The 17,696-nt window shown below is 43.0% G+C and carries 18 protein-coding genes; 9 read left to right on the forward strand and 9 right to left on the reverse strand.

Annotated elements, in window-relative coordinates:
* Window positions 1-666: 666 nt before the first annotated feature.
* The 4 genes from FZC78_RS15895 to fumC all read left to right on the forward strand — a co-directional run bounded on the left by FZC78_RS15895 (window position 667) and on the right by fumC (window position 4,754).
* The gene (locus tag FZC78_RS15895) at window positions 667-1,491 is read left to right on the forward strand and encodes an amino acid ABC transporter substrate-binding protein (protein ID WP_148941045.1); all 825 of its coding nucleotides are present in this window, start codon (window positions 667-669) and stop codon (window positions 1,489-1,491) included.
* Window positions 1,475-2,179, forward strand: a complete 705-nt coding sequence (locus FZC78_RS15900; protein ID WP_148941047.1) for an amino acid ABC transporter permease — start codon at window positions 1,475-1,477, stop codon at window positions 2,177-2,179. Before FZC78_RS15895 ends, FZC78_RS15900 begins: the two co-directional genes overlap by 17 nt.
* 15 nt (window positions 2,180-2,194) lie before the next feature.
* The gene (locus FZC78_RS15905; protein ID WP_148941049.1) at window positions 2,195-2,929 is read left to right on the forward strand and encodes an amino acid ABC transporter ATP-binding protein; all 735 of its coding nucleotides are present in this window, start codon (window positions 2,195-2,197) and stop codon (window positions 2,927-2,929) included.
* Between the two features lie 442 nt (window positions 2,930-3,371).
* The gene (gene fumC / locus FZC78_RS15910; protein ID WP_148941051.1) at window positions 3,372-4,754 is read left to right on the forward strand and encodes a class II fumarate hydratase; all 1,383 of its coding nucleotides are present in this window, start codon (window positions 3,372-3,374) and stop codon (window positions 4,752-4,754) included.
* A gap of 199 nt (window positions 4,755-4,953) precedes the next feature.
* Here the strand turns inward: fumC and FZC78_RS15915 are convergent, their stop codons facing one another.
* Window positions 4,954-5,175 (reverse strand): alpha/beta-type small acid-soluble spore protein, encoded by a 222-nt coding sequence (locus tag FZC78_RS15915; RefSeq protein WP_148941053.1) that lies wholly within the window; start codon window positions 5,173-5,175, stop codon window positions 4,954-4,956.
* Between the two features lie 312 nt (window positions 5,176-5,487).
* Between FZC78_RS15915 and FZC78_RS15920 the strand changes: the two genes are divergently transcribed.
* A complete protein-coding gene (locus FZC78_RS15920; protein WP_252183645.1) occupies window positions 5,488-5,700 on the forward strand; it encodes a hypothetical protein in 213 nt (70 codons plus the stop codon).
* Between the two features lie 74 nt (window positions 5,701-5,774).
* Here the strand turns inward: FZC78_RS15920 and FZC78_RS15925 are convergent, their stop codons facing one another.
* The 4 genes from FZC78_RS15925 to FZC78_RS15940 all read right to left on the reverse strand — a co-directional run bounded on the left by FZC78_RS15925 (window position 5,775) and on the right by FZC78_RS15940 (window position 8,617).
* Window positions 5,775-6,872 (reverse strand): ABC transporter ATP-binding protein, encoded by a 1,098-nt coding sequence (locus tag FZC78_RS15925; protein ID WP_148941057.1) that lies wholly within the window; start codon window positions 6,870-6,872, stop codon window positions 5,775-5,777.
* A gap of 113 nt (window positions 6,873-6,985) precedes the next feature.
* Window positions 6,986-7,912: a PucR family transcriptional regulator gene (locus tag FZC78_RS15930; RefSeq protein WP_148941059.1), complete on the reverse strand. Its 927-nt coding sequence runs from the start codon at window positions 7,910-7,912 to the stop codon at window positions 6,986-6,988.
* Window positions 7,913-8,144: 232 nt separating this feature from the next.
* Window positions 8,145-8,339: a hypothetical protein gene (locus FZC78_RS15935; RefSeq protein ID WP_148941061.1), complete on the reverse strand. Its 195-nt coding sequence runs from the start codon at window positions 8,337-8,339 to the stop codon at window positions 8,145-8,147.
* A gap of 68 nt (window positions 8,340-8,407) precedes the next feature.
* Window positions 8,408-8,617 carry a YheE family protein gene (locus FZC78_RS15940; RefSeq protein ID WP_148941063.1) on the reverse strand — a complete coding sequence of 70 codons (210 nt, stop codon included), beginning with the start codon at window positions 8,615-8,617 and terminating at the stop codon, window positions 8,408-8,410.
* Between the two features lie 277 nt (window positions 8,618-8,894).
* On the opposite strand from FZC78_RS15940, the gene FZC78_RS15945 reads away from it, so the two are divergent.
* The gene (locus tag FZC78_RS15945; protein ID WP_148941065.1) at window positions 8,895-9,290 is read left to right on the forward strand and encodes a ferritin-like domain-containing protein; all 396 of its coding nucleotides are present in this window, start codon (window positions 8,895-8,897) and stop codon (window positions 9,288-9,290) included.
* Here FZC78_RS15945 and FZC78_RS15950 read toward each other — a convergent pair.
* Genes FZC78_RS15950 through FZC78_RS15965 form a run of 4 tightly spaced genes read right to left on the reverse strand, consistent with a single transcriptional unit; the run spans window position 9,283 to window position 14,261 of the window.
* Window positions 9,283-10,476, reverse strand: a complete 1,194-nt coding sequence (locus FZC78_RS15950) for a YheC/YheD family protein (protein WP_148941067.1) — start codon at window positions 10,474-10,476, stop codon at window positions 9,283-9,285. The genes FZC78_RS15945 and FZC78_RS15950 overlap by 8 nt on opposite strands.
* Window positions 10,473-11,837, reverse strand: coding sequence for a YheC/YheD family protein (locus FZC78_RS15955; protein ID WP_148941069.1), 1,365 nt, complete (start codon window positions 11,835-11,837; stop codon window positions 10,473-10,475). Before FZC78_RS15955 ends, FZC78_RS15950 begins: the two co-directional genes overlap by 4 nt.
* Window positions 11,834-12,919 (reverse strand): YheC/YheD family protein, encoded by a 1,086-nt coding sequence (locus FZC78_RS15960; protein ID WP_187444961.1) that lies wholly within the window; start codon window positions 12,917-12,919, stop codon window positions 11,834-11,836. Before FZC78_RS15960 ends, FZC78_RS15955 begins: the two co-directional genes overlap by 4 nt.
* Window positions 12,885-14,261: a YheC/YheD family protein gene (locus FZC78_RS15965; protein WP_148941073.1), complete on the reverse strand. Its 1,377-nt coding sequence runs from the start codon at window positions 14,259-14,261 to the stop codon at window positions 12,885-12,887. Before FZC78_RS15965 ends, FZC78_RS15960 begins: the two co-directional genes overlap by 35 nt.
* Before the next feature lie 159 nt (window positions 14,262-14,420).
* Here FZC78_RS15965 and FZC78_RS15970 point away from each other — a divergent pair, with 159 nt between their 5' ends.
* From FZC78_RS15970 to FZC78_RS15980, 3 genes are all read left to right on the forward strand, one after another.
* On the forward strand, window positions 14,421-15,557 hold the full coding sequence (locus FZC78_RS15970; protein ID WP_148941075.1) for a DUF445 domain-containing protein: 1,137 nt from the start codon (window positions 14,421-14,423) through the stop codon (window positions 15,555-15,557).
* 92 nt (window positions 15,558-15,649) lie between these two features.
* Window positions 15,650-16,003: a YlbF family regulator gene (locus FZC78_RS15975; protein ID WP_148941077.1), complete on the forward strand. Its 354-nt coding sequence runs from the start codon at window positions 15,650-15,652 to the stop codon at window positions 16,001-16,003.
* 375 nt (window positions 16,004-16,378) lie between these two features.
* The gene (locus FZC78_RS15980) at window positions 16,379-17,245 is read left to right on the forward strand and encodes a Cof-type HAD-IIB family hydrolase (RefSeq protein WP_148941079.1); all 867 of its coding nucleotides are present in this window, start codon (window positions 16,379-16,381) and stop codon (window positions 17,243-17,245) included.
* Window positions 17,246-17,696 lie beyond the last annotated feature (451 nt).

The following is a 17,696-nucleotide window of genomic DNA, read 5'->3' on the forward strand; positions in this document are numbered from 1 at the left end:
GGAAAATAGTTCCCTTATTTACAAAAAAACATTTATAAGAGCTTAAATAGGGGAATTAAATTCCCTTATTTAACTTCAGACACTTAAAAAAGGTGCTTTTTAATCAAATAAGAGAAAAAATCTCCTCTATTTATCCCAGAATTAGCTTGGTTTTAAAATTAAGGGAAAAAAGTTCCCTTATTCTTACTGCTGGGCACTTAATTAAGAAACTAACAGGCGCTTTCCCTATGAGATCAGGCGCCGGCCTAACGAAGCGGGGTATTTTGGACGCAATTCAACACTCATTCAAAATATCGGAAGCGAAAAAGGTACGTTTTGTTTCAACAATTTTAAATAAAGGACTTTTTCAGTGACCATGATTTTTTAAGCTATTTTCTAAAAGATTGTTGCTTTTGATTGCTTTATTTTTCTTCTCCCTATTATAACTTAGAAGGGTTGGAGTCGTGCGCCTGGAGCGGAAATCCATTACTTTTAGAGCAGCCAAAATTTATATGAAAACAGCCATTTTTTAAGAAGATACTGCAGATTAATTATACGGGGCATTAATGTTTTTAGCACTTTTAGTGAAAACTAAAGGATAGAAACATTATTATTGACAGAAAGGGTATAAGAATTTATGATAGCAATCGTGACTATTAAATCCGATAAGAATAGTGAGGTTTTAAGATGAAAAAGTTATCCATGAGTATTTTGTTCTTTTTAGGTGCAGTATTTCTGCTTGCAGCCTGCGGTAATAATACAGAAAATGAAGAGTCTGCAGGGGCTGGAGATGAACAGCAGGAACAATCGTTATACGAAAAAATCCAGGAAGATGGAGAGTTTCTAATCGGGACGGAAGGTACATACCCGCCATTCACTTTCCATGATGAATCAGGAGAACTTACTGGGTTCGATGTTGAAATTGCTAAGGAAGTAGCCAGCCGTCTTGGAGTAGAACCGGTGTTTCAAGAAACGCAGTGGGATGCCATGTTCGAAGGGTTGAATTCCAATCGTTTCGATATGATTGCAAACCAGGTTGGAATCAAGGAAGACCGCCAAGAGAAATATGATTTTTCTATCCCTTACATTGAATCTTCTGCGGTCCTTGTTGCCAGCAAAGATAATGAAGATGTTTCTTCCTTCGAAGATATCGACGGCCTGACTTCCGCACAATCTCTAACAAGTAATTATAAAGACATTGCTGAAAGCTATGGTGCCGAAATTCAAGGAGTAGACGGTCTTGCCCAAGCGATTCAATTGCTTGAACAAGGCAGAGTGGATGTTACCGTTAATGACAAATTGTCCATTCTTGACTACCTGCAAAAACAAAAAAATGCGGGCGTTGAAATTGTGGCAACGCAAGAAGAAGCAGCTCAGAGCGGGCTGATGTTCCGTCAAGGAAACGAAGAATTGGTAGAAGAAGTAAATAAAGCGTTAGAGGAAATGATGGAAGACGGTACGTACGCCGAAATCTCTGAAAATTGGTTTGGCGAAGATGTATCTCCTAGGTAGTATCTTTCAAGACCCTGAACGCATGATGGATATTCTGCAAAGCTCCCTGCTTCCTATGGTAAAGGGAGCTTTGTATTATTCAATTCCTCTAACACTAATATCCTTTGCATGCGGGATGGTTCTGGCCATTTTTACCGCTTTATCAAGGTTGTCGGGCAGCAAGATCCTGAGGGGAATAGCCCGTATCTACGTATCGGCAATAAGAGGTACACCATTGCTTGTGCAATTATACATCATCTTTTTCGGCTTGGGGAATCTCGGTATTGAAACTCTGAAATTCGATCCTTTTCCATCAGCAGTCATTGCCTTTTCTTTAAACGTGGGGGCTTATGCTTCTGAGATTGTCAGGGCTGCCATTCAATCGATTCCAAAAGGACAGTGGGAGGCAGGGTATTCCATTGGAATGACTTACAGCCAGAATCTGAAACGGGTGGTCCTCCCGCAGGCGGCAAGGGTCTCTATCCCGCCGCTGTCGAATTCTTTTATCAGCCTGGTGAAGGATACTTCATTGGCTTCCTTGATTTTAGTGACTGAGCTATTCAGGAAGGCGCAGGAGATTGCAGCGACTACCTATGAATTTCTTCTATTATACATGGAGGCCGCACTTCTATACTGGATTATGTGTTTCATGCTTACCCTGATTCAGGACCGGGTTGAAACAAGGCTTGACCGGTATATAGCCAAATAGAGAGGGGGAGAGTAGATGATCAGCATAAAAGGATTGAAGAAGCGCTTTGGGGATCTCGAAGTCTTAAAAGGATTTGATGTGGAGGTCAAAAAAGGACAGGTAATCGTATTGATCGGTCCTTCAGGATCTGGGAAAACAACCTTCCTTCGCTGTTTGAACCTTCTCGAGATACCTGATGAAGGAAAGCTGAACATAAGCGGAACAAATATGGACTTCTCTCAAAAGCTTTCCAAGAAAGAATTGCTGAAGATGCGCCGGAAAACAGGTATGGTCTTTCAAAACTATAACCTATTTCCTCATCGGACGGCTTTGGAGAATGTCATGGAAGGCCCTGTAATCGTGCAGGGTAAATCCAAAGACGAGGTTAAGAAAAAAGCGGTTTCTCTTCTTGAGAAGGTGGGGTTAGGTGATAAAGTTGATTATTATCCCTATCAGCTTTCAGGGGGACAGCAGCAGCGTGTCGGAATCGCACGGGCTTTAGCGATAGAACCTGAGGTCATGCTGTTTGATGAGCCAACCTCAGCACTGGATCCTGAATTAATTGGAGAAGTACTCAAGGTTATGAAGGACCTTGCGGAAGAAGGGATGACGATGATCGTTGTCACTCATGAAATGAAATTTGCCAAGGAAGTGGCGGACGAAGCCATCTTTATGGACGGCGGTTATATACTCGAACGCGGCAACCCGAAAGATATTTTCGAAAATCCAAAAGAAGAGCGGACACGCCAGTTCTTGAACTTGATACAGTAAAAAAGGAAAGCTTAGCCGTTTGGTTAAGCTTTTCTTTTAGTTTGAAGTAGTTTGATGGGGGATGAGGAAGTTTGCTTTAGGTTCTTGGGTATAAGATTCAGGTCGGATCGTGCAAAAATGTTCCCGAGCTCGCAACTTGGATACAGATTGAGGTCGGAACGTGCAGTAGATGTCTCCTAGCCAGCCACTTGGGTACATGATGCAGGACTGAAGGAGAAGAAGATGCCCCCAAGCTGGCAACTTGGATACATGATGCAGTTCAGCAGGAGAAGAAGCCCAGCTGGAGTGAGACTGGGTAATTGAAACATAGCACGTATAGAAAGCACTCTATCCTACATAGCCTTAATATAGAAGATTTTTCTACATTATTTTGCCAATGATGTTATTTCTTAATTCTTAGTGGAAAAATAGAAGAGAGAACGTTTATTAAGGAGGAGTCGGAATGGAATATAGAACAGAGCGAGATACAATTGGAGAAATTGAAGTTCCTGCTGATAAGTTCTGGGGTGCTCAAACTCAGAGAAGCAGGCAAAATTTTAAGATCAGCCATGAAAGGATGCCTCTTGAGGTTACATATGGGTTTGCGCAGTTGAAAAAGGCGGCTGCCATTATCAATAATGAGCTTGGGAAGCTTTCCGATACCAAGAAGGATGCTATCGTCAAGGCAAGTGATGAAATCATTTCAGGCATGCTGGATGAACATTTTCCCTTGGTGGTTTGGCAGACTGGCAGCGGAACTCAATCCAACATGAATGTGAACGAAGTAACCGCATACAGAGCCAATCAAATGATAAAAGATAGCGATGAGACGGTCCATCCTAATGATGATGTGAATATGTCACAAAGTTCGAATGACACGTTTCCTACTGCGATGCACATTGCAGCGTACAAAGAAATTCAGGAAAAGCTGAAACCTGTGCTGCAGCAATTTCATGATACTTTAAATGAAAAAGAGAAGAAGTTCATGGACATTATCAAAATCGGGCGGACTCACTTGCAGGATGCTACACCATTGACCCTTGGACAGGAAATCAGCGGGTGGAGAACAATGATTGAAAGGTCACAAAAAATGCTGAATGAAAGCAGCAAGCACCTGTTGAATTTAGCCATTGGCGGAACAGCCGTCGGAACCGGAATAAATGCGGATCCAAGATTCGGTGATATGGTAGCCGGGCAATTGGAGAAGCAGACAGGTTTCTCATTTGTTTCTTCCGACAATAAGTTTCATGCACTGACTTCGCATGATGAAATTGTTCACGTACATGGTGCTTTGAAGGCGCTGGCAGCAGACGTTATGAAGATTGCCAATGATGTGCGCTGGCTGGCAAGCGGGCCAAGGAGCGGAATCGGGGAAATTACCATTCCTGCGAATGAACCTGGAAGTTCCATCATGCCAGGCAAAGTGAACCCTACACAGAGTGAAGCATTGACAATGGTGTCTGCACAGGTATTTGGCAATGATGCGGTGATTGGCTTTGCAGCGAGCCAGGGGAATTTTGAACTTAACGTATTCAAACCGGTCATCATTCATAATCTTCTTCAGTCAACAAGGCTTTTAGCTGATGGAATCAAATCATTTGATGAAAATTGTGCTAAAGGAATCGAGCCGAACAATGACGTGATTGAAGAATTTGTCAGCAGGTCGCTTATGCTGGTAACCGCCCTCAATCCACATATTGGCTACGAAAAAGCAGCAGAAATTGCCAAAACGGCCCATAAGGAAGGTCTTACCCTGAAAGAGTCAGCTGTCCAGTCTGGATACCTGACGGAAGAACAATATGATGAATGGATCGATCCTGCTAAAATGGTGAATTTGAAAAAGTAATTTTGATATTGATTCAGTGAATCAGATGAATGTAAAAAGGAGATAACGATCTTGTTATTTCTTTTTTGGTCCTGAAGCAATTCGATTCAGAGTCCGCACCTTAAGTGAAACGATCATTTTTTTCACAAAAACGATCTTATAAAAATAGGAGCCCCTGACTATAAGTCAGGGGCTGTAGCCATATTAATATTAAGTTAGATTAACGTTGTTGTGAACCGCTGATTTGCTGTTCTGCCATTTGTACAAGGCGTTTAGTGATTTCTCCACCTACAGAACCGTTGGCACGTGCAGTTGTGTCTGCACCAAGTTGTACACCAAATTCAGAAGCGATCTCGTACTTCATTTGGTCGATAGCTTGTTGAGCTCCTGGAGCCACTAGTTGGTTAGAGTTGTTGCTGCGTGATTGTTGTTGGTTTTGCATGTTTTGTCATCTCCTTGTTGTTTTTATGGTTGGGTCAACTGGACTTGCACCAGTCCCGCAAAGTTTCTGCGGCCATCTCATTTGGATGACCCATCAATGAGGTTGATTGAATGTTTTTTTGTTGCTGTTACTCTGTATTATGGGGCTTTTAAAAGAATATATACCAGATTGTCAGAGGGAATTTATTCCTGAAGCGATAGAGAAGATTAACACATAAATCATGTGGATAAACAAAAGATAAGTAATGAATGAATCCTGCGGAAAACGGTGATTAAAATGAAAGTATGTGCTTTATGCAATGGAGTGGTCCGTATGGAGATCGATTGTTCCAAGTGCGGTTCAAAACTTACGGACAAGGGAAGAATATATGATTTCTTTGATGACTACAGCGCTTATATGGATATCGATGAAATTAAGCTGGGGGATGGAATCCCGGGCAGTTCCGGTTCTGATGAATGTCTCCACCTGTTTTCGGGAGATTGCGGACATGATGAAACCCGGGTCATTAAATTCACGGAGATTTAGTCATTCAGGCACACAGAATTCAAAAACAAAAAAACTGCGGCTCAATGGATGAGCGCAGTTTTTTTGTTAATCAATTAGCGGATGCGGTCTTCTGTTTCTGCATCAAAGAAGTGAGTTTTATTCATATCGAATGCCAAGTCGATTGTTTGGCCTGCTTCAACATCTGTACGAGAATCAACGCGGGCAACGAAATCCTGGTCGCCAAGGCGGGAATACAGCATTGTTTCTGCACCGGTCAATTCGGATACTTCGATTTTTGCTCTGATTTTTGAACCTTGAGAAGAATCGATGAATAGAGGCTCATCATGGATATCTTCCGGTCTTACACCAAGGATGATGTCCTTACCGATGTATCCTTGTTCACGCAGCACTTTCATTTTTCCTTCTGGAACTTCAACAGCATCTTCTCCAAATGAGAACTTGCCTTCTTGAAGTGTTCCGCGGAAGAAGTTCATAGCTGGAGATCCAATGAATCCGCCGACAAATACGTTTTCAGGGCGGTCGTAAACTTCTTTAGGAGAACCAACCTGTTGAATCAGTCCGTCTTTCATAACGACGATGCGGGAAGCCATTGTCATCGCTTCTGTCTGGTCATGTGTTACGTAAATCGTTGTTGTCTGCAGGCGCTGGTGAAGCTTGGCAATTTCCGCCCTCATTTGTACACGAAGTTTTGCATCAAGGTTGGAAAGCGGCTCATCCATCAAGAAAACTTTTGCATCACGGACAATCGCACGGCCAAGGGCCACACGCTGGCGCTGACCACCGGATAATGCTTTAGGTTTACGGTCAAGCAATGATTCAAGGCCAAGGATCTTGGCTGCGTCCTGTACGCGGCGGTCGATTTCCTGCTTGTCGAATTTACGCAATTTCAAACCGAATGCCATGTTGTCATAAACACTCATATGCGGATATAGTGCGTAGTTCTGGAAAACCATCGCAATATCACGGTCTTTTGGTGCTACGTCATTTACTCGTTTGCCGTCGATATAGAAATCACCTTTTGAGATTTCTTCCAAACCGGCTACCATTCTCAAAGTTGTGGACTTACCGCACCCTGAAGGGCCGACGAATACGATGAATTCCTTATCTTGGATGTCAAGGTTGAAGTCTTTTACCGCTGTAACGTTTTTATCATAAACTTTATAAATATTTTTCATTTGTAATTCTGCCATTTTGTTTGCCTCCTCTTTTCTATCTCTTTGTTAAAACCATTGTAATAGAAAACGCTTACTCGTTGTAATGGGTAAAGTGCATAAAAAAAACATGGAGGGTTTGGGCATGTTGCTTAGTCCCCCATGTTGTTGTTATCCTCTTCCGTTTCAAGGCAGGCCAGATAAACCGTCAAGGCACCTTGAAAGGTTTTAATATCGATGCCGATTTTTTCAATGAACTTATCGATCCTGTACTGAACACTATTGCGGTGCATGAATAGAGCTTTGGCTGTCTGGCTCGTATTCGATTGGTTCTCCAAATAGGTTTCGATTGTTTTTTTCAATTCTTCATCTTCTGCAAATACGCCCTTAATATCAGCAAACATGCGGGTTTTCGTTTGTTTCGGCACGTGATGGAGGGCGAACGGAGGGAAGGTGGATGGAAAAGTGAACACCCTGCCCTTAGAGATATTTTTTTCTGCAAAAGAGAAAAGGTTTCTTTCTTCTTCAAAAAAAGACAGGAAGGAATCATCAATGGAATAAAACCTTCCTATGAAGAACCTTGGTGATACATAGAAATCTCCTTCTATTACCGCTGCTGCAGATAATAGTTCTTCTTCAGGAAGCGTCCATTCCGTCTTTTTCTCCACAATTGCACCGGATGCAGGAGAGTTGAAAACAATGACAGCCTGTTCGGCAAAGATGCTGCGAAGAGCTTCTGTAAGCAAATCGGTTTCTACTTTTTCTTCTATTGAAAATTGAATGATCCGGTACATGTCCTTTGGAGAAACGCGGAATTTTAATGAATCCCCTTCGTACAAATATTCATGCCAGTTCTTGCTTTCTTCGGTCTTGTTCTGAATATTTCCAGATGGAACTGCTTCGGAAAACAGTGTGAGCAGCAGTTCCATTTCACCATTTGAAAGATTTTGTTTTGGAATGGACAGGAATTCCTCATTTGTTTCATTGGCCAGCAGCAGATGATCCGGAATTAGTTCTGAAGGAGGCACTTTATATAATTTGGATTCAGGATATTTTTGTTGCAGTTTTGAAAGCATCATTTTCCCTCATTTTAGTTTTCTGGTATGTATCATTTTACGAGAAAACCGGACGAGATTCAAAAAGATTGGATTGCAACGGAAAGCAGGACTCTATTGAAGTCGATTAGAGGAGGGGTATTCGCCCCAGGAGCTAAGTTCGTTCCGGTAGAGATAGGATCTGTACGCAGCTAACAAAAATAAAGGCTTGATCTCATGGAAAATGAAAAAAGGACCGGTTTTGAACCGATCCTTTCTATCCCTGTTCAACTGGGGGTTCTTCTTCCTCAAGGTCCATTGACTGCTCGATATTGGAGACCTCATCGCGCATATGCACAGAGCCCCCGCTCAGTCCCTCATTAACGATCCGGTCGACATCCAGGTATGCTTCCTTTTTTCCTTCATAATGTGTATCGGGAGAGAATTCCGCTTTTTTCTTGTTCTTTGCCACTTTAACTCCTCCTTAGAGTACCTGTTCATTATTGTGTATGTATAGGAGAAGATTATTCAATGTGCTATTCATTCATAAACATGAAAAAGCATCAATTCGTGAATTTGTTTTTGAATTATTTCTTCTTCTTCAGAAGGTGGTTGAGCTCCCTTCCATTCTATCGTGCCGTTCTTGTGGTAGCTGCCTTCGTATCTAATGCCTTTATAATAAAAGGAAAAAGTCCATCCCGGTAATTTTTTGTTCTCATACATACTTCTAAATTGAAAATGCTGAATCATTCCCTATTCCCCCCTTATGTGTGAACCGGCACCATCACCGGCTGATTCTTCTTACTATTCTAAACCTTTCTCCTGCTTTTTTACAGGGGAAATAAGAACGACACTGGGACGAATCCCTGTAATGTGACATAAACCTTTATCATCTGTCATAAGATTTATTACAGCTTGAAGAAGCGGGACGGTGGTATGCTGCGTTAAAGCACTAAAAGGGACTGTCCCTCTTAGTGCTGTGACGTGCTGCTGTACTATAGAATATTTAAACGGAGGGGTTGTTGGTATGCTGTTTGTCAAACAGCTGGAAACGGGGATTGATCATTCATGGACATTGCGGAATTTTTATAAGGAGCTGCAGACGAAAACCGCAAATCCGGTTTACAGAGAGAGTATACTGCAGGCAGAAAGGGATAAGAGGAAACACTATGAACTTCTTCAGTATGTGTACTATATGCTGACGGGGAAGTATTATTACATAGAAAACAAAAAAACGGATTTCACGTCATTCAGGGAGGGCGTCCTGGCGGCGTTGAAATCCGAACTGAAAGAAGCTGAATTATATCGGGATCTGCTTATGGACTGCCCAGGAAGGCCTATTTATCAGCCCATTTTTTTGATTATGAAACAGGTAACCGCTAATGTGTTAAGATTCAACAGCATTTATAAGGAGATTAAGTAGAGTACTGGCGGGCACTTGCCGAGTGAAGGAAAAAGGCATCAGCCAGGTTTTCCAGCCGCTTTTCTTCTATATCGCCTTCGTCAAACCGCATGGGTTTGGCATTGATTTCAAAGATGATAAGGGTCGCGCTATCTTCCTTGATCCCAAGGTCCATTGAAAATTCACCAATGAGGCCGAATGTGGTTTGAAGCTGTTCTCCGCAATCTGATGCCAGGACCTCGATCCTTTTTACCAGCTCTTTCGATTCAATACGCTGAAACGGGAGAATCCGGCCGCCTTGGGGGACATGTGTCGTTACCTCTTGGCGTTCTGAAATCCTGATTCCAATTCCGGTGATTCCAAACCCTTTCCCAGAGTTATGGACAAGCACTCTGAGGTCATAGCGGTGGTCATTCATTTTTTTGCAGTGAATGGCTTCCTGATAGATGAATGTATCCGTCTCAAACCATTCAGGATACTTCAGGATCAAGCGGTCGAACCGGATGAATTTCTCGATTTTCTTCGTGCTTTTACAAAGAATCTGGCCGTCTTCACAAAGTTCAATGAGCCTGATTCCTTTTCCTTTGGAAGAAAGTACAGGCTTGATATAAACTTTTTTCTTCTCTGCCAGATATTCCAGCAGGTCCTCCGAGTTCTGCAGCAGCCTTGTTTCAGGCAGGTGTGGCTGGACAGACTCACTTTGGGAAAGGGATTGATGAACCTCCCACTTATTGAAAAAATGAGGATTGAAAAAACGGATGTTCCGATTCCTTGCCCATTGCAAAAAATCCAAAAATTCGTCTGATTTCTCATCTGAGGGAGAAGGGATGCGGTTGTAGATGAAGTTCGGAATGGGAAAGGTGCAGGGCACCCACATATTTTTTTCTTGATGAAAACAGAGTCCGGCAATTCTTTCTTTCCCGATGTCACTGTATGAAAAGACAAACGAAAGGCCGCCCTTGGACTGGATGGCCTTCTGCAGATTTTGAAACAAAGGGAAATTACCTTGATAACTTCCCTTTTTCTTAGCAGTCAGGATGCCGATGACCGGACCGCAAACAGTCCCCTGAGAGGATATGTCAAAGCAATATTTATAGGGTTCATTTTCTCTGTACAGTATATAGGAGTTTCTTCCAAAAAGCAGGGATGCCAGTGAAGGATCGGAGTGAAAGAATAATTTCTTCTGCGGCTGATAATAGATTTTCATTTTAACGTCTCCTGAGGCTGCTTGATTGACCGCTGAGTAAGATATAAGCCGAAAGATAAGGAAAGCCGTCTTGTCAAAAGGTCAAACGATTTTAAATCAGGATGTGAAAAAATAGATCTTCCTGGCTTGGAATTCGCTTCAAACAGCCAGACTCTGCCCAGGGCATCAATACCAAAATCAAAGCCGATTTCTCCTATGAATCCTTCCATATTCCGCTCCAGTGCTGAAGATAATGTGATGGCGGCACTCTTTAGTTTTTCCTCGGTACGCAGGCAAAGGTCCGGGTCCGGAAACAGTTCCTGCAGGCTTTTGACACAGCCCCCGCTGTGCAGGTGGGTCGTGACGCTTCCTTCCCCAGCGACCTTCGCAGCGATAGCGCTGACCTGCCATTCCCCATTTTCATCTTTATTCGTGTGGACACGAAAATCCACTGGACAGTTTTCAGACTTGATGAGGTGAATTCCTTGCTGAATGACCATCCTGCTCAATATTCTGGGTGGTATGATTCTCTGGAGCAGTTTTTCAAAGGAAGCCGATTTTACAAGCCGGTTCCTGCCGCTCTTATCTCGAAACCTGCAAGTATAATCTTCCGAAATGCGATTAAAAGTGAACTGGTGGACACCAAGACCAAGGCTGCCGTTTTTTGGCTTGATGAAAACGTGACCGTATTTGGACATCATTCTTTCTATCTGTGAAAACGACTGAAAAGCATGTGTTTCAGGCAGATAACGCAAAGCTTCTTCATCATTTTCCAACCTTTCAAACACTTCCAGTTTGTTAAAGAAACCTGGATTATACCAAGGGATCCCATATTGCTGCTGAAGCCGGGATTTAATTTCCTGGTAACTTGATTTTTTTTCGCTTCTCCTGTTGGGGAGCCGGTCATAAATCACATTGGGCAAAGGGACGACATGAGTCACCCATTGGTTTCTGCTGTAGAAATGTCCCTTTACAAGCCCGTTCTCCCAATCAATATGGTTTTCACCAAAAACGAATGGAATGACGCCGAGTGAAGACTGTAAGGAAAGCAGTTTGGAAAAAAAGGATGACCTCTCACCAATCGGCTTCATCAAGAAAGAAGTGAAGCCGGAGGTGAAAATGCCAATCAGGGGACCGAGAAAAACCGAATTTTCATGCTGAAACATATAAATGTCCGTGATAAATGGCGGGAGGGAAAGTTCTTCTGCCAGACTCGAACTGACCGCAGCAACATTTCGTCCATTAGGATGTTTTCTGCAGAGTGCTTCAGCGTGGGAAGAACCCAGAGAGACGGCAGTGATGCTCTCAATTTCTAAGCTTACCGGAAGATAGAGTATTTTTTCCTTTGATTTGAATACTTCTAATTTAAAGGGCTTTATCAAGAAGAATCGCCTCCTGTGGCGGGCATTTTTCTTTGTAGTGCTTTGCAGTACCGCAGCGGCAAAGAGTGCAGCCGTTGAATTTCATCCTCATTGAGAAGCTGCAGCATTTTATGGCCCGGCTTGGAATTCATATCCAGAATCCATACCGAACTGTCTCTTCCAATGATGATGTCGAGTCCGATCTCAAAGAGAGGGGCGAATTCTTCCTCGAGGACTTCCGGAAGGGAACGGACAATATCTCTTAATTCAGATTCGATATACATCCAGTTGTAGTGTTTTAATTTTTTCTTCCACTCTTCATACGGAATCGCCGAAGCGCCTGAACTAATATTCGTGAGAAGGGAGCCGGGGATACCGACTCGGAAACCTTTACAGGAAACACTCCATTTATCATTTTCGTTTTTCTGAAGCAGCAGCCGTAAATCGAACGGCCGATTCTGTTCATCTCTATTATCAAGCTGTGCCTGAAGGATGAAGCTCCTTTTTTGAACCAAGCCTTCAAGCCATCGTGAAAGAGTCGCCTCATCCATCTCCTTCTCTGCTATTTCCTGTTTTTTCGTGGTCCGCACTTGGAAATGCCCATTTTTAGATTGTATTTCAAAAACCCCCATACCATTTGCACCATCAAACGGCTTGATGATGACATTTTTTTCTCTTATAATCTTGGCTATTGTTTCCGGGATGGAATCAATCAAGCTCGTTTTGGGAAGATAAGGAGAAACTTTTTCCTGTGATTTTAAATGCCTGTAAATCGTCCATTTATTCGGCAGGCCGTATCCTAAAAAGCATAAGTCATCTCGGTTTTTCAGCCATTGCACTATAGCCTTTGCTTGCTTTGAACTGAAATCATCTCCATAAAAGGTTCTATCGTAAATATATTCGGGTATTGTAAAAATATCATTTACCCAGCTTTCTGTATCTGGTGAAAAGCGGTATCCTTGAATCCACTCTGTCTGCGGGTGGATTTGCAGAGGAGAAAATAACAGTACTTCTACTCCAATTGTTTTACTGGTTTGCGCCATACCGGTATAAAAAGGATGAGTGGTATCAGGCTCCAGCATCAAAATTCCCAGTCTGATCATATGAAGCTCTCCTTTCTTCCCAAATGCTTTTTGATAATTGATAAAGAGTTTTGACAGACGGACGGATTGCCCCGGTCTCAACATAGGTCTGTTTGGAGGGCTTGGAGTTGACTTCGATCACCCAGGGCTTCCCGGATTTATCCACCCCAAGATCTACTCCCAGTTCACCAAGGGTCAGCGTACTGTTTTCAGCAAGCCTGCTGCAGACAGCGAGGGCCAGCTCTTTCATGAGCCTGTAAATTCTTACTGCTTCGCTCCTGCTGAAGATTGTGCTCAGTACCTTCATAGGTTTAGCCAATTCCCCGCCTTGAGCTAGATTTGATACAAACTGGCCCTCCCCTGATATACGGGCTACCGAGGAAACCAGTTTCCACTCCCGGTTATCTACCAGGTGGCAGAGGAACCGGAAGTCCAGTGTTCTATCTTCAGATTTTAGGAGTTCAATTGTTTCCTGAATGATAAAATGTGAAGAAATCTTCAGTTTCGACAGCTCTTCAGCGGTTTCTTCAAAAGAAGAGAATGATTTCTGCAGGGTTTCGCCGCCTATGTTCTGGATTAAACGATAGTCATTCTCTAAGTAAGCAAGGCGAAGGAGTTTTTTTCCCTGGCTTCCTGCAATATGTTTAATGAAGAGGTCATTATGTTTTCCGAGCAGCCGGCGGAGGCTGGAAAGTGTGAATGTTTCCGTGTGGGGTAAATACTCGAGAATATAGTCTTCTCCTGAAAGAAGCTCATTTACGGAATCCTTGGTTAAGTAAGATGTATTGAACACAAATATGTCCTGTGCCTCAAGACGGGTAATTAATTGTCTTACCAATTCACTGCGGTCGGATTTTCGTGAATGAATCCTGTTATACAGAATATCCGGCAAGGGGATGCTTCCTTCGAGCCACTCTCCTTTTTTTTCATTCCAGAAAAAACCTCTCTGCCGATCAATGAGTGAAGTGCCGGTCAGAAAGAAAAGGCCTCCGTGCCGAATAGTATATTGATACAATTCTTCATAATACGGCCCCAATTGTCCTATAGATGGCCGGCCGGAGGAATCTGTATCGGTTAGAACAGCGATGACTGGTCCTAAGAAAAGAGTTTTTTCTGTTGGAGAGAAGTGAGTTGTTAAGTGATGTGACCCCCTCAGCTGCAAGGAATGATTCTCTGGAAAAAGAAGTTCACAGTCCCCATGTTCAGGCACTTCCGGGACAACCTTCGCTTTATAGCGGGAAAGGCCCATTACAACCAATATCTCTTGACCTGCAGCCCACCTCCAGTCCTGAGCGGTATTCTCAGAAACAAACAAGACAGGCTTTTCTGTTATGGTGTTAGAAGTGCTGAATGTAATGAACATAAAAATCTCCCCGTTTGCGCTGTCCGTGGACAAAATTTATAATATGATAATGGGCGGATGCTGATATAGCATATTATGTAGGATGAATGAAAGTGTTCAGGTGCGTTGGAAAATACCTGATAAAACATTGCTTCACAGCCCTTAAGGAAGGATGAAATCATGAATATTTTTATAACATTTGTCTTAATGGTCGTGATTGGAGCGGCAATCGGCGGGATGACCAATTCCCTTGCAATCAAAATGTTGTTCAGGCCATATAAACCTGTTTATATAGGAAAGTGGAAAGTCCCTTTTACACCAGGGTTGATCCCAAAGAGAAGAAGCGAAATGGCCGCTCAGCTGGGGGACATGGTGGTTCACCACTTGATTACTCCCGAGAGCATCCAGAAAAAGCTGAACAACAGCCAATTCAAATCAGATGCCGTTGCCTGGATCGGGGAGAGTGTAGAACCCTTAGTAGATTCTGATGAAAGTATTGAAGCCTGGCTTGCAAAGCTGCAGATTCCGATGAATACGGAAACAATCGAAAATGGTATCGAAAAATGGATTGATGAAAAATACCATGGCTTTAAAGAAAAATACCGGTCCCAGACAATCGAATCCACTTTGCCTCTCCATTGGCAGGAAAAGATCGATGCTTACATTCCGGTGGCAGCCGATTTTATAGCCGCTAAAGGTGAAGCCTATTTTTCAAGCCCGGAAGGCAAAAGGAAAGTCAAAATCATGATCGATGATTTCCTTGAAGGAAGAGGGATGCTTGGTAATATGCTTGGCATGTTTCTGGGGAATTCATCGGTTTCCGAAAAAATCCAGCCGGAAATCATAAAATTCATCAAACATGATGGCACAAAAGAAATTCTGCGAAATCTCCTGAGAACAGAATGGGAAAAGCTAAGGGAATCTCAGTGGGAAGATGTCCTGAAAAATGTCAGCGATGAAGATGTCCTTCCATCCCTGAAAAAATCAATCCTTGAAGCAGTGTCTGTGGAGAAGGTGATGACCTCGAGCTTGAAGGATGTTCTATCACCTTTCAAGCAGCGAATCACGCAGGTCATTGTTCCTCGTGTTTTTGAAATGAGTGTGATGGCTGTATCCGAAAAAATCGAAATGATCATGGAAAAACTGCATCTGGAGGAAGTAGTGAGAGAGCAGGTCGAGACCTTCTCGGTTCAGCGGCTGGAGGAAATGGTCCTTGGCATCACTTCCAAGGAACTGAAAATGATTACGTATCTGGGTGCATTGCTAGGCGGTATCATAGGCTTGATTCAAGGTGTAATTGTCATATTCCTTGCATAGATATAGTACAGAAACCCGGCATCCTCGCATTCCTCTTTTTCTTTTGTTATAGTGGTAGAGGATTGGAAAGAGATTTTTAGGAGGTAATGATTTTGGCAGTAAATTTATATGATTACGCAAACGAACTGGAAAGTGCACTACGAAAAAGTGACGAGTACAATAACCTGAAGAAGATGTATGACGAAGTGAACAACGATGAGCAGGCTCAAAAAATGTTCGAAAACTTCCGTAACATCCAAATGAATCTGCAGCAAAAACAAATGAGCGGTCAAGAACTTTCTCAAGAAGAAGTGGAACATGCACAAAAAACAGCGGCACTTGTTCAGCAGGACGAAAAGATTTCCAAACTGATGGAAGCTGAACAAAGAATGAGCATGCTGATCAATGAACTGAATAAAGTCATCATGAAACCATTGGAAGACCTATACGGTTCCATGGAACAGTAATGCTTGACCAGAACGCTCCGCGGCTATTCGCCCGGAGCGTTTTTTATTTGAGCCGAACAGGTTCCAGGTGCAGAAGACCTGAGGTAGTTTTTCTATTTCGAGAAATTGTGGTTTTGGTACATGTACTGGGAGTGAATTGGAGTCGCAGAAATAACGCCGCCAGCAGGGATACTGCAGATAAGCGGGAACGATATCAGCTCTCCGTTCATGTATGGAAGAAGTTGAAACCTGTGCATCCCATTAAACTTGTCATATTTTCTATGTCAAATTCATAAGAGTATACAAAGGACTAGAGTGGACATGGTTACCATTCCATTCCCATTTTTTTATAAATCCCTGCGGGTGATAATAGACAACAATTGAGGAGGCGCATCCATGATTTATCGTATGTTGGCAATGAATATTGACGGTACCCTGCTTCATAATGGCCGTATAAGCAAAGAAACGAAAGAAGCAGTAGAATACGTCCAGAGCAAAGGTATCTATGTAACACTGATTACAGGAAGGACATTTCCTTCCGCTAAAAGGGTTGCCAAAGCTTTGAAAATCGATAATCCCCTGGTTACCCATCAAGGGGCCTATATCGGGACTCATTTAGGTAAACCGCTTTATGTTAATAAGATTCATGAGGATATATCTTATGAGATTGTTAAATTCCTTGAGGAGATGGATTGTCAGTTGAGGGTCGTCCAGGACAGGATGGCCGTTATGAACAGGATGAAACTATCAGGATCTCTCCGTGAAAAAGTACTTTTCAACCGGGAATCGAGCTTCATCTACAGCACCCAATACACTGATTCTTTGAGTGAGTATCTTTTCGAAGATCCTTCCTCTGCTTTGAAAATAGAAGCCAAATTCAATTCAGAAGCCGAGCGGAATGATGCCGTTATGGCGATTAAGGGCATGTACCATGAGGTGGATTGCATTGTGACGGACCATGACCGAATCGACATCGTCAAGAGGGGAGTTTCAAAACTCCGCGGTCTTCTGTATGTGTGTGAAAGAGCGGGAATCAGCCGCGATCAAGTCGTAATGGTAGGGGCAAACCAGGATGACAAGGACCTCTTGGACTGCTGCGGACTTGGAATCGCGATGGGGAATTCGTCCCCGGATGTGAAAAGTACAGCAGACTGGATAACGCGTACCAATCTACAAAATGGAGTAGCCTACGCTGTAAAAGAACTATTCCGCAAACAGCAGCCTATCGAATTTCTGAAGAAAATGAATGTCATAAAGTCATAGATATTTAAGGAGCTGGCCTTGGCGGGTCAGTTTTTTTGTTATGGCTGAGGATTTTTGGAGAGAGTCTTGATATGGCGTACTCCAGTGGATGATGTCCCTTTGTAAAGAAGCGAGATACATCAAAAGGAGAAAAGTCAGAGATGATGTACCTCGCCGGCGGAGCGAGATACATCAAAAGGAGAAAAGTCAGAGATGATGTACCTCGCCGGTGGAGCGAGATACATCAAAAGGAGAAAATCCAAAGATGATGTGCCTCGCAGGCGGAGCGAGATACATCAAAAGGAGAAAATCCAAAGATGATGTGCCTCGCAGGCGGAGCGAGGTACATCAAAAAGAGAAAATGCAGAGATGATGTACCTCGCTGGCGGAGCGAGATACATCAAAAGAAGAAAATCCCGGTAAGGTGTCAATAAAGCGAATTTACGGACCAACAAGAAGTCGAGCGCACCAA

Source organism: Rossellomorea vietnamensis (assembly GCF_008180415.1).
Taxonomy (GTDB): domain Bacteria; phylum Bacillota; class Bacilli; order Bacillales; family Bacillaceae_B; genus Rossellomorea; species Rossellomorea vietnamensis_C.

Coding starts and splice junctions, on each gene's coding strand:
- FZC78_RS15895 (WP_148941045.1), top strand. CDS start 667: ATGAAAAAGTTATCCATGAGTATTTTGTTCTTTTTAGGTGCAGTATTT.
- FZC78_RS15900 (WP_148941047.1), top strand. CDS start 1,475: ATGTATCTCCTAGGTAGTATCTTTCAAGACCCTGAACGCATGATGGAT.
- FZC78_RS15905 (WP_148941049.1), top strand. CDS start 2,195: ATGATCAGCATAAAAGGATTGAAGAAGCGCTTTGGGGATCTCGAAGTC.
- fumC (WP_148941051.1), top strand. CDS start 3,372: ATGGAATATAGAACAGAGCGAGATACAATTGGAGAAATTGAAGTTCCT.
- FZC78_RS15915 (WP_148941053.1), bottom strand. CDS start 5,175: ATGCAAAACCAACAACAATCACGCAGCAACAACTCTAACCAACTAGTG.
- FZC78_RS15920 (WP_252183645.1), top strand. CDS start 5,488: ATGGAGATCGATTGTTCCAAGTGCGGTTCAAAACTTACGGACAAGGGA.
- FZC78_RS15925 (WP_148941057.1), bottom strand. CDS start 6,872: ATGGCAGAATTACAAATGAAAAATATTTATAAAGTTTATGATAAAAAC.
- FZC78_RS15930 (WP_148941059.1), bottom strand. CDS start 7,912: ATGATGCTTTCAAAACTGCAACAAAAATATCCTGAATCCAAATTATAT.
- FZC78_RS15940 (WP_148941063.1), bottom strand. CDS start 8,617: ATGATTCAGCATTTTCAATTTAGAAGTATGTATGAGAACAAAAAATTA.
- FZC78_RS15945 (WP_148941065.1), top strand. CDS start 8,895: ATGCTGTTTGTCAAACAGCTGGAAACGGGGATTGATCATTCATGGACA.
- FZC78_RS15950 (WP_148941067.1), bottom strand. CDS start 10,476: ATGAAAATCTATTATCAGCCGCAGAAGAAATTATTCTTTCACTCCGAT.
- FZC78_RS15960 (WP_187444961.1), bottom strand. CDS start 12,919: ATGATCAGACTGGGAATTTTGATGCTGGAGCCTGATACCACTCATCCT.
- FZC78_RS15965 (WP_148941073.1), bottom strand. CDS start 14,261: ATGTTCATTACATTCAGCACTTCTAACACCATAACAGAAAAGCCTGTC.
- FZC78_RS15970 (WP_148941075.1), top strand. CDS start 14,421: ATGAATATTTTTATAACATTTGTCTTAATGGTCGTGATTGGAGCGGCA.
- FZC78_RS15980 (WP_148941079.1), top strand. CDS start 16,379: ATGATTTATCGTATGTTGGCAATGAATATTGACGGTACCCTGCTTCAT.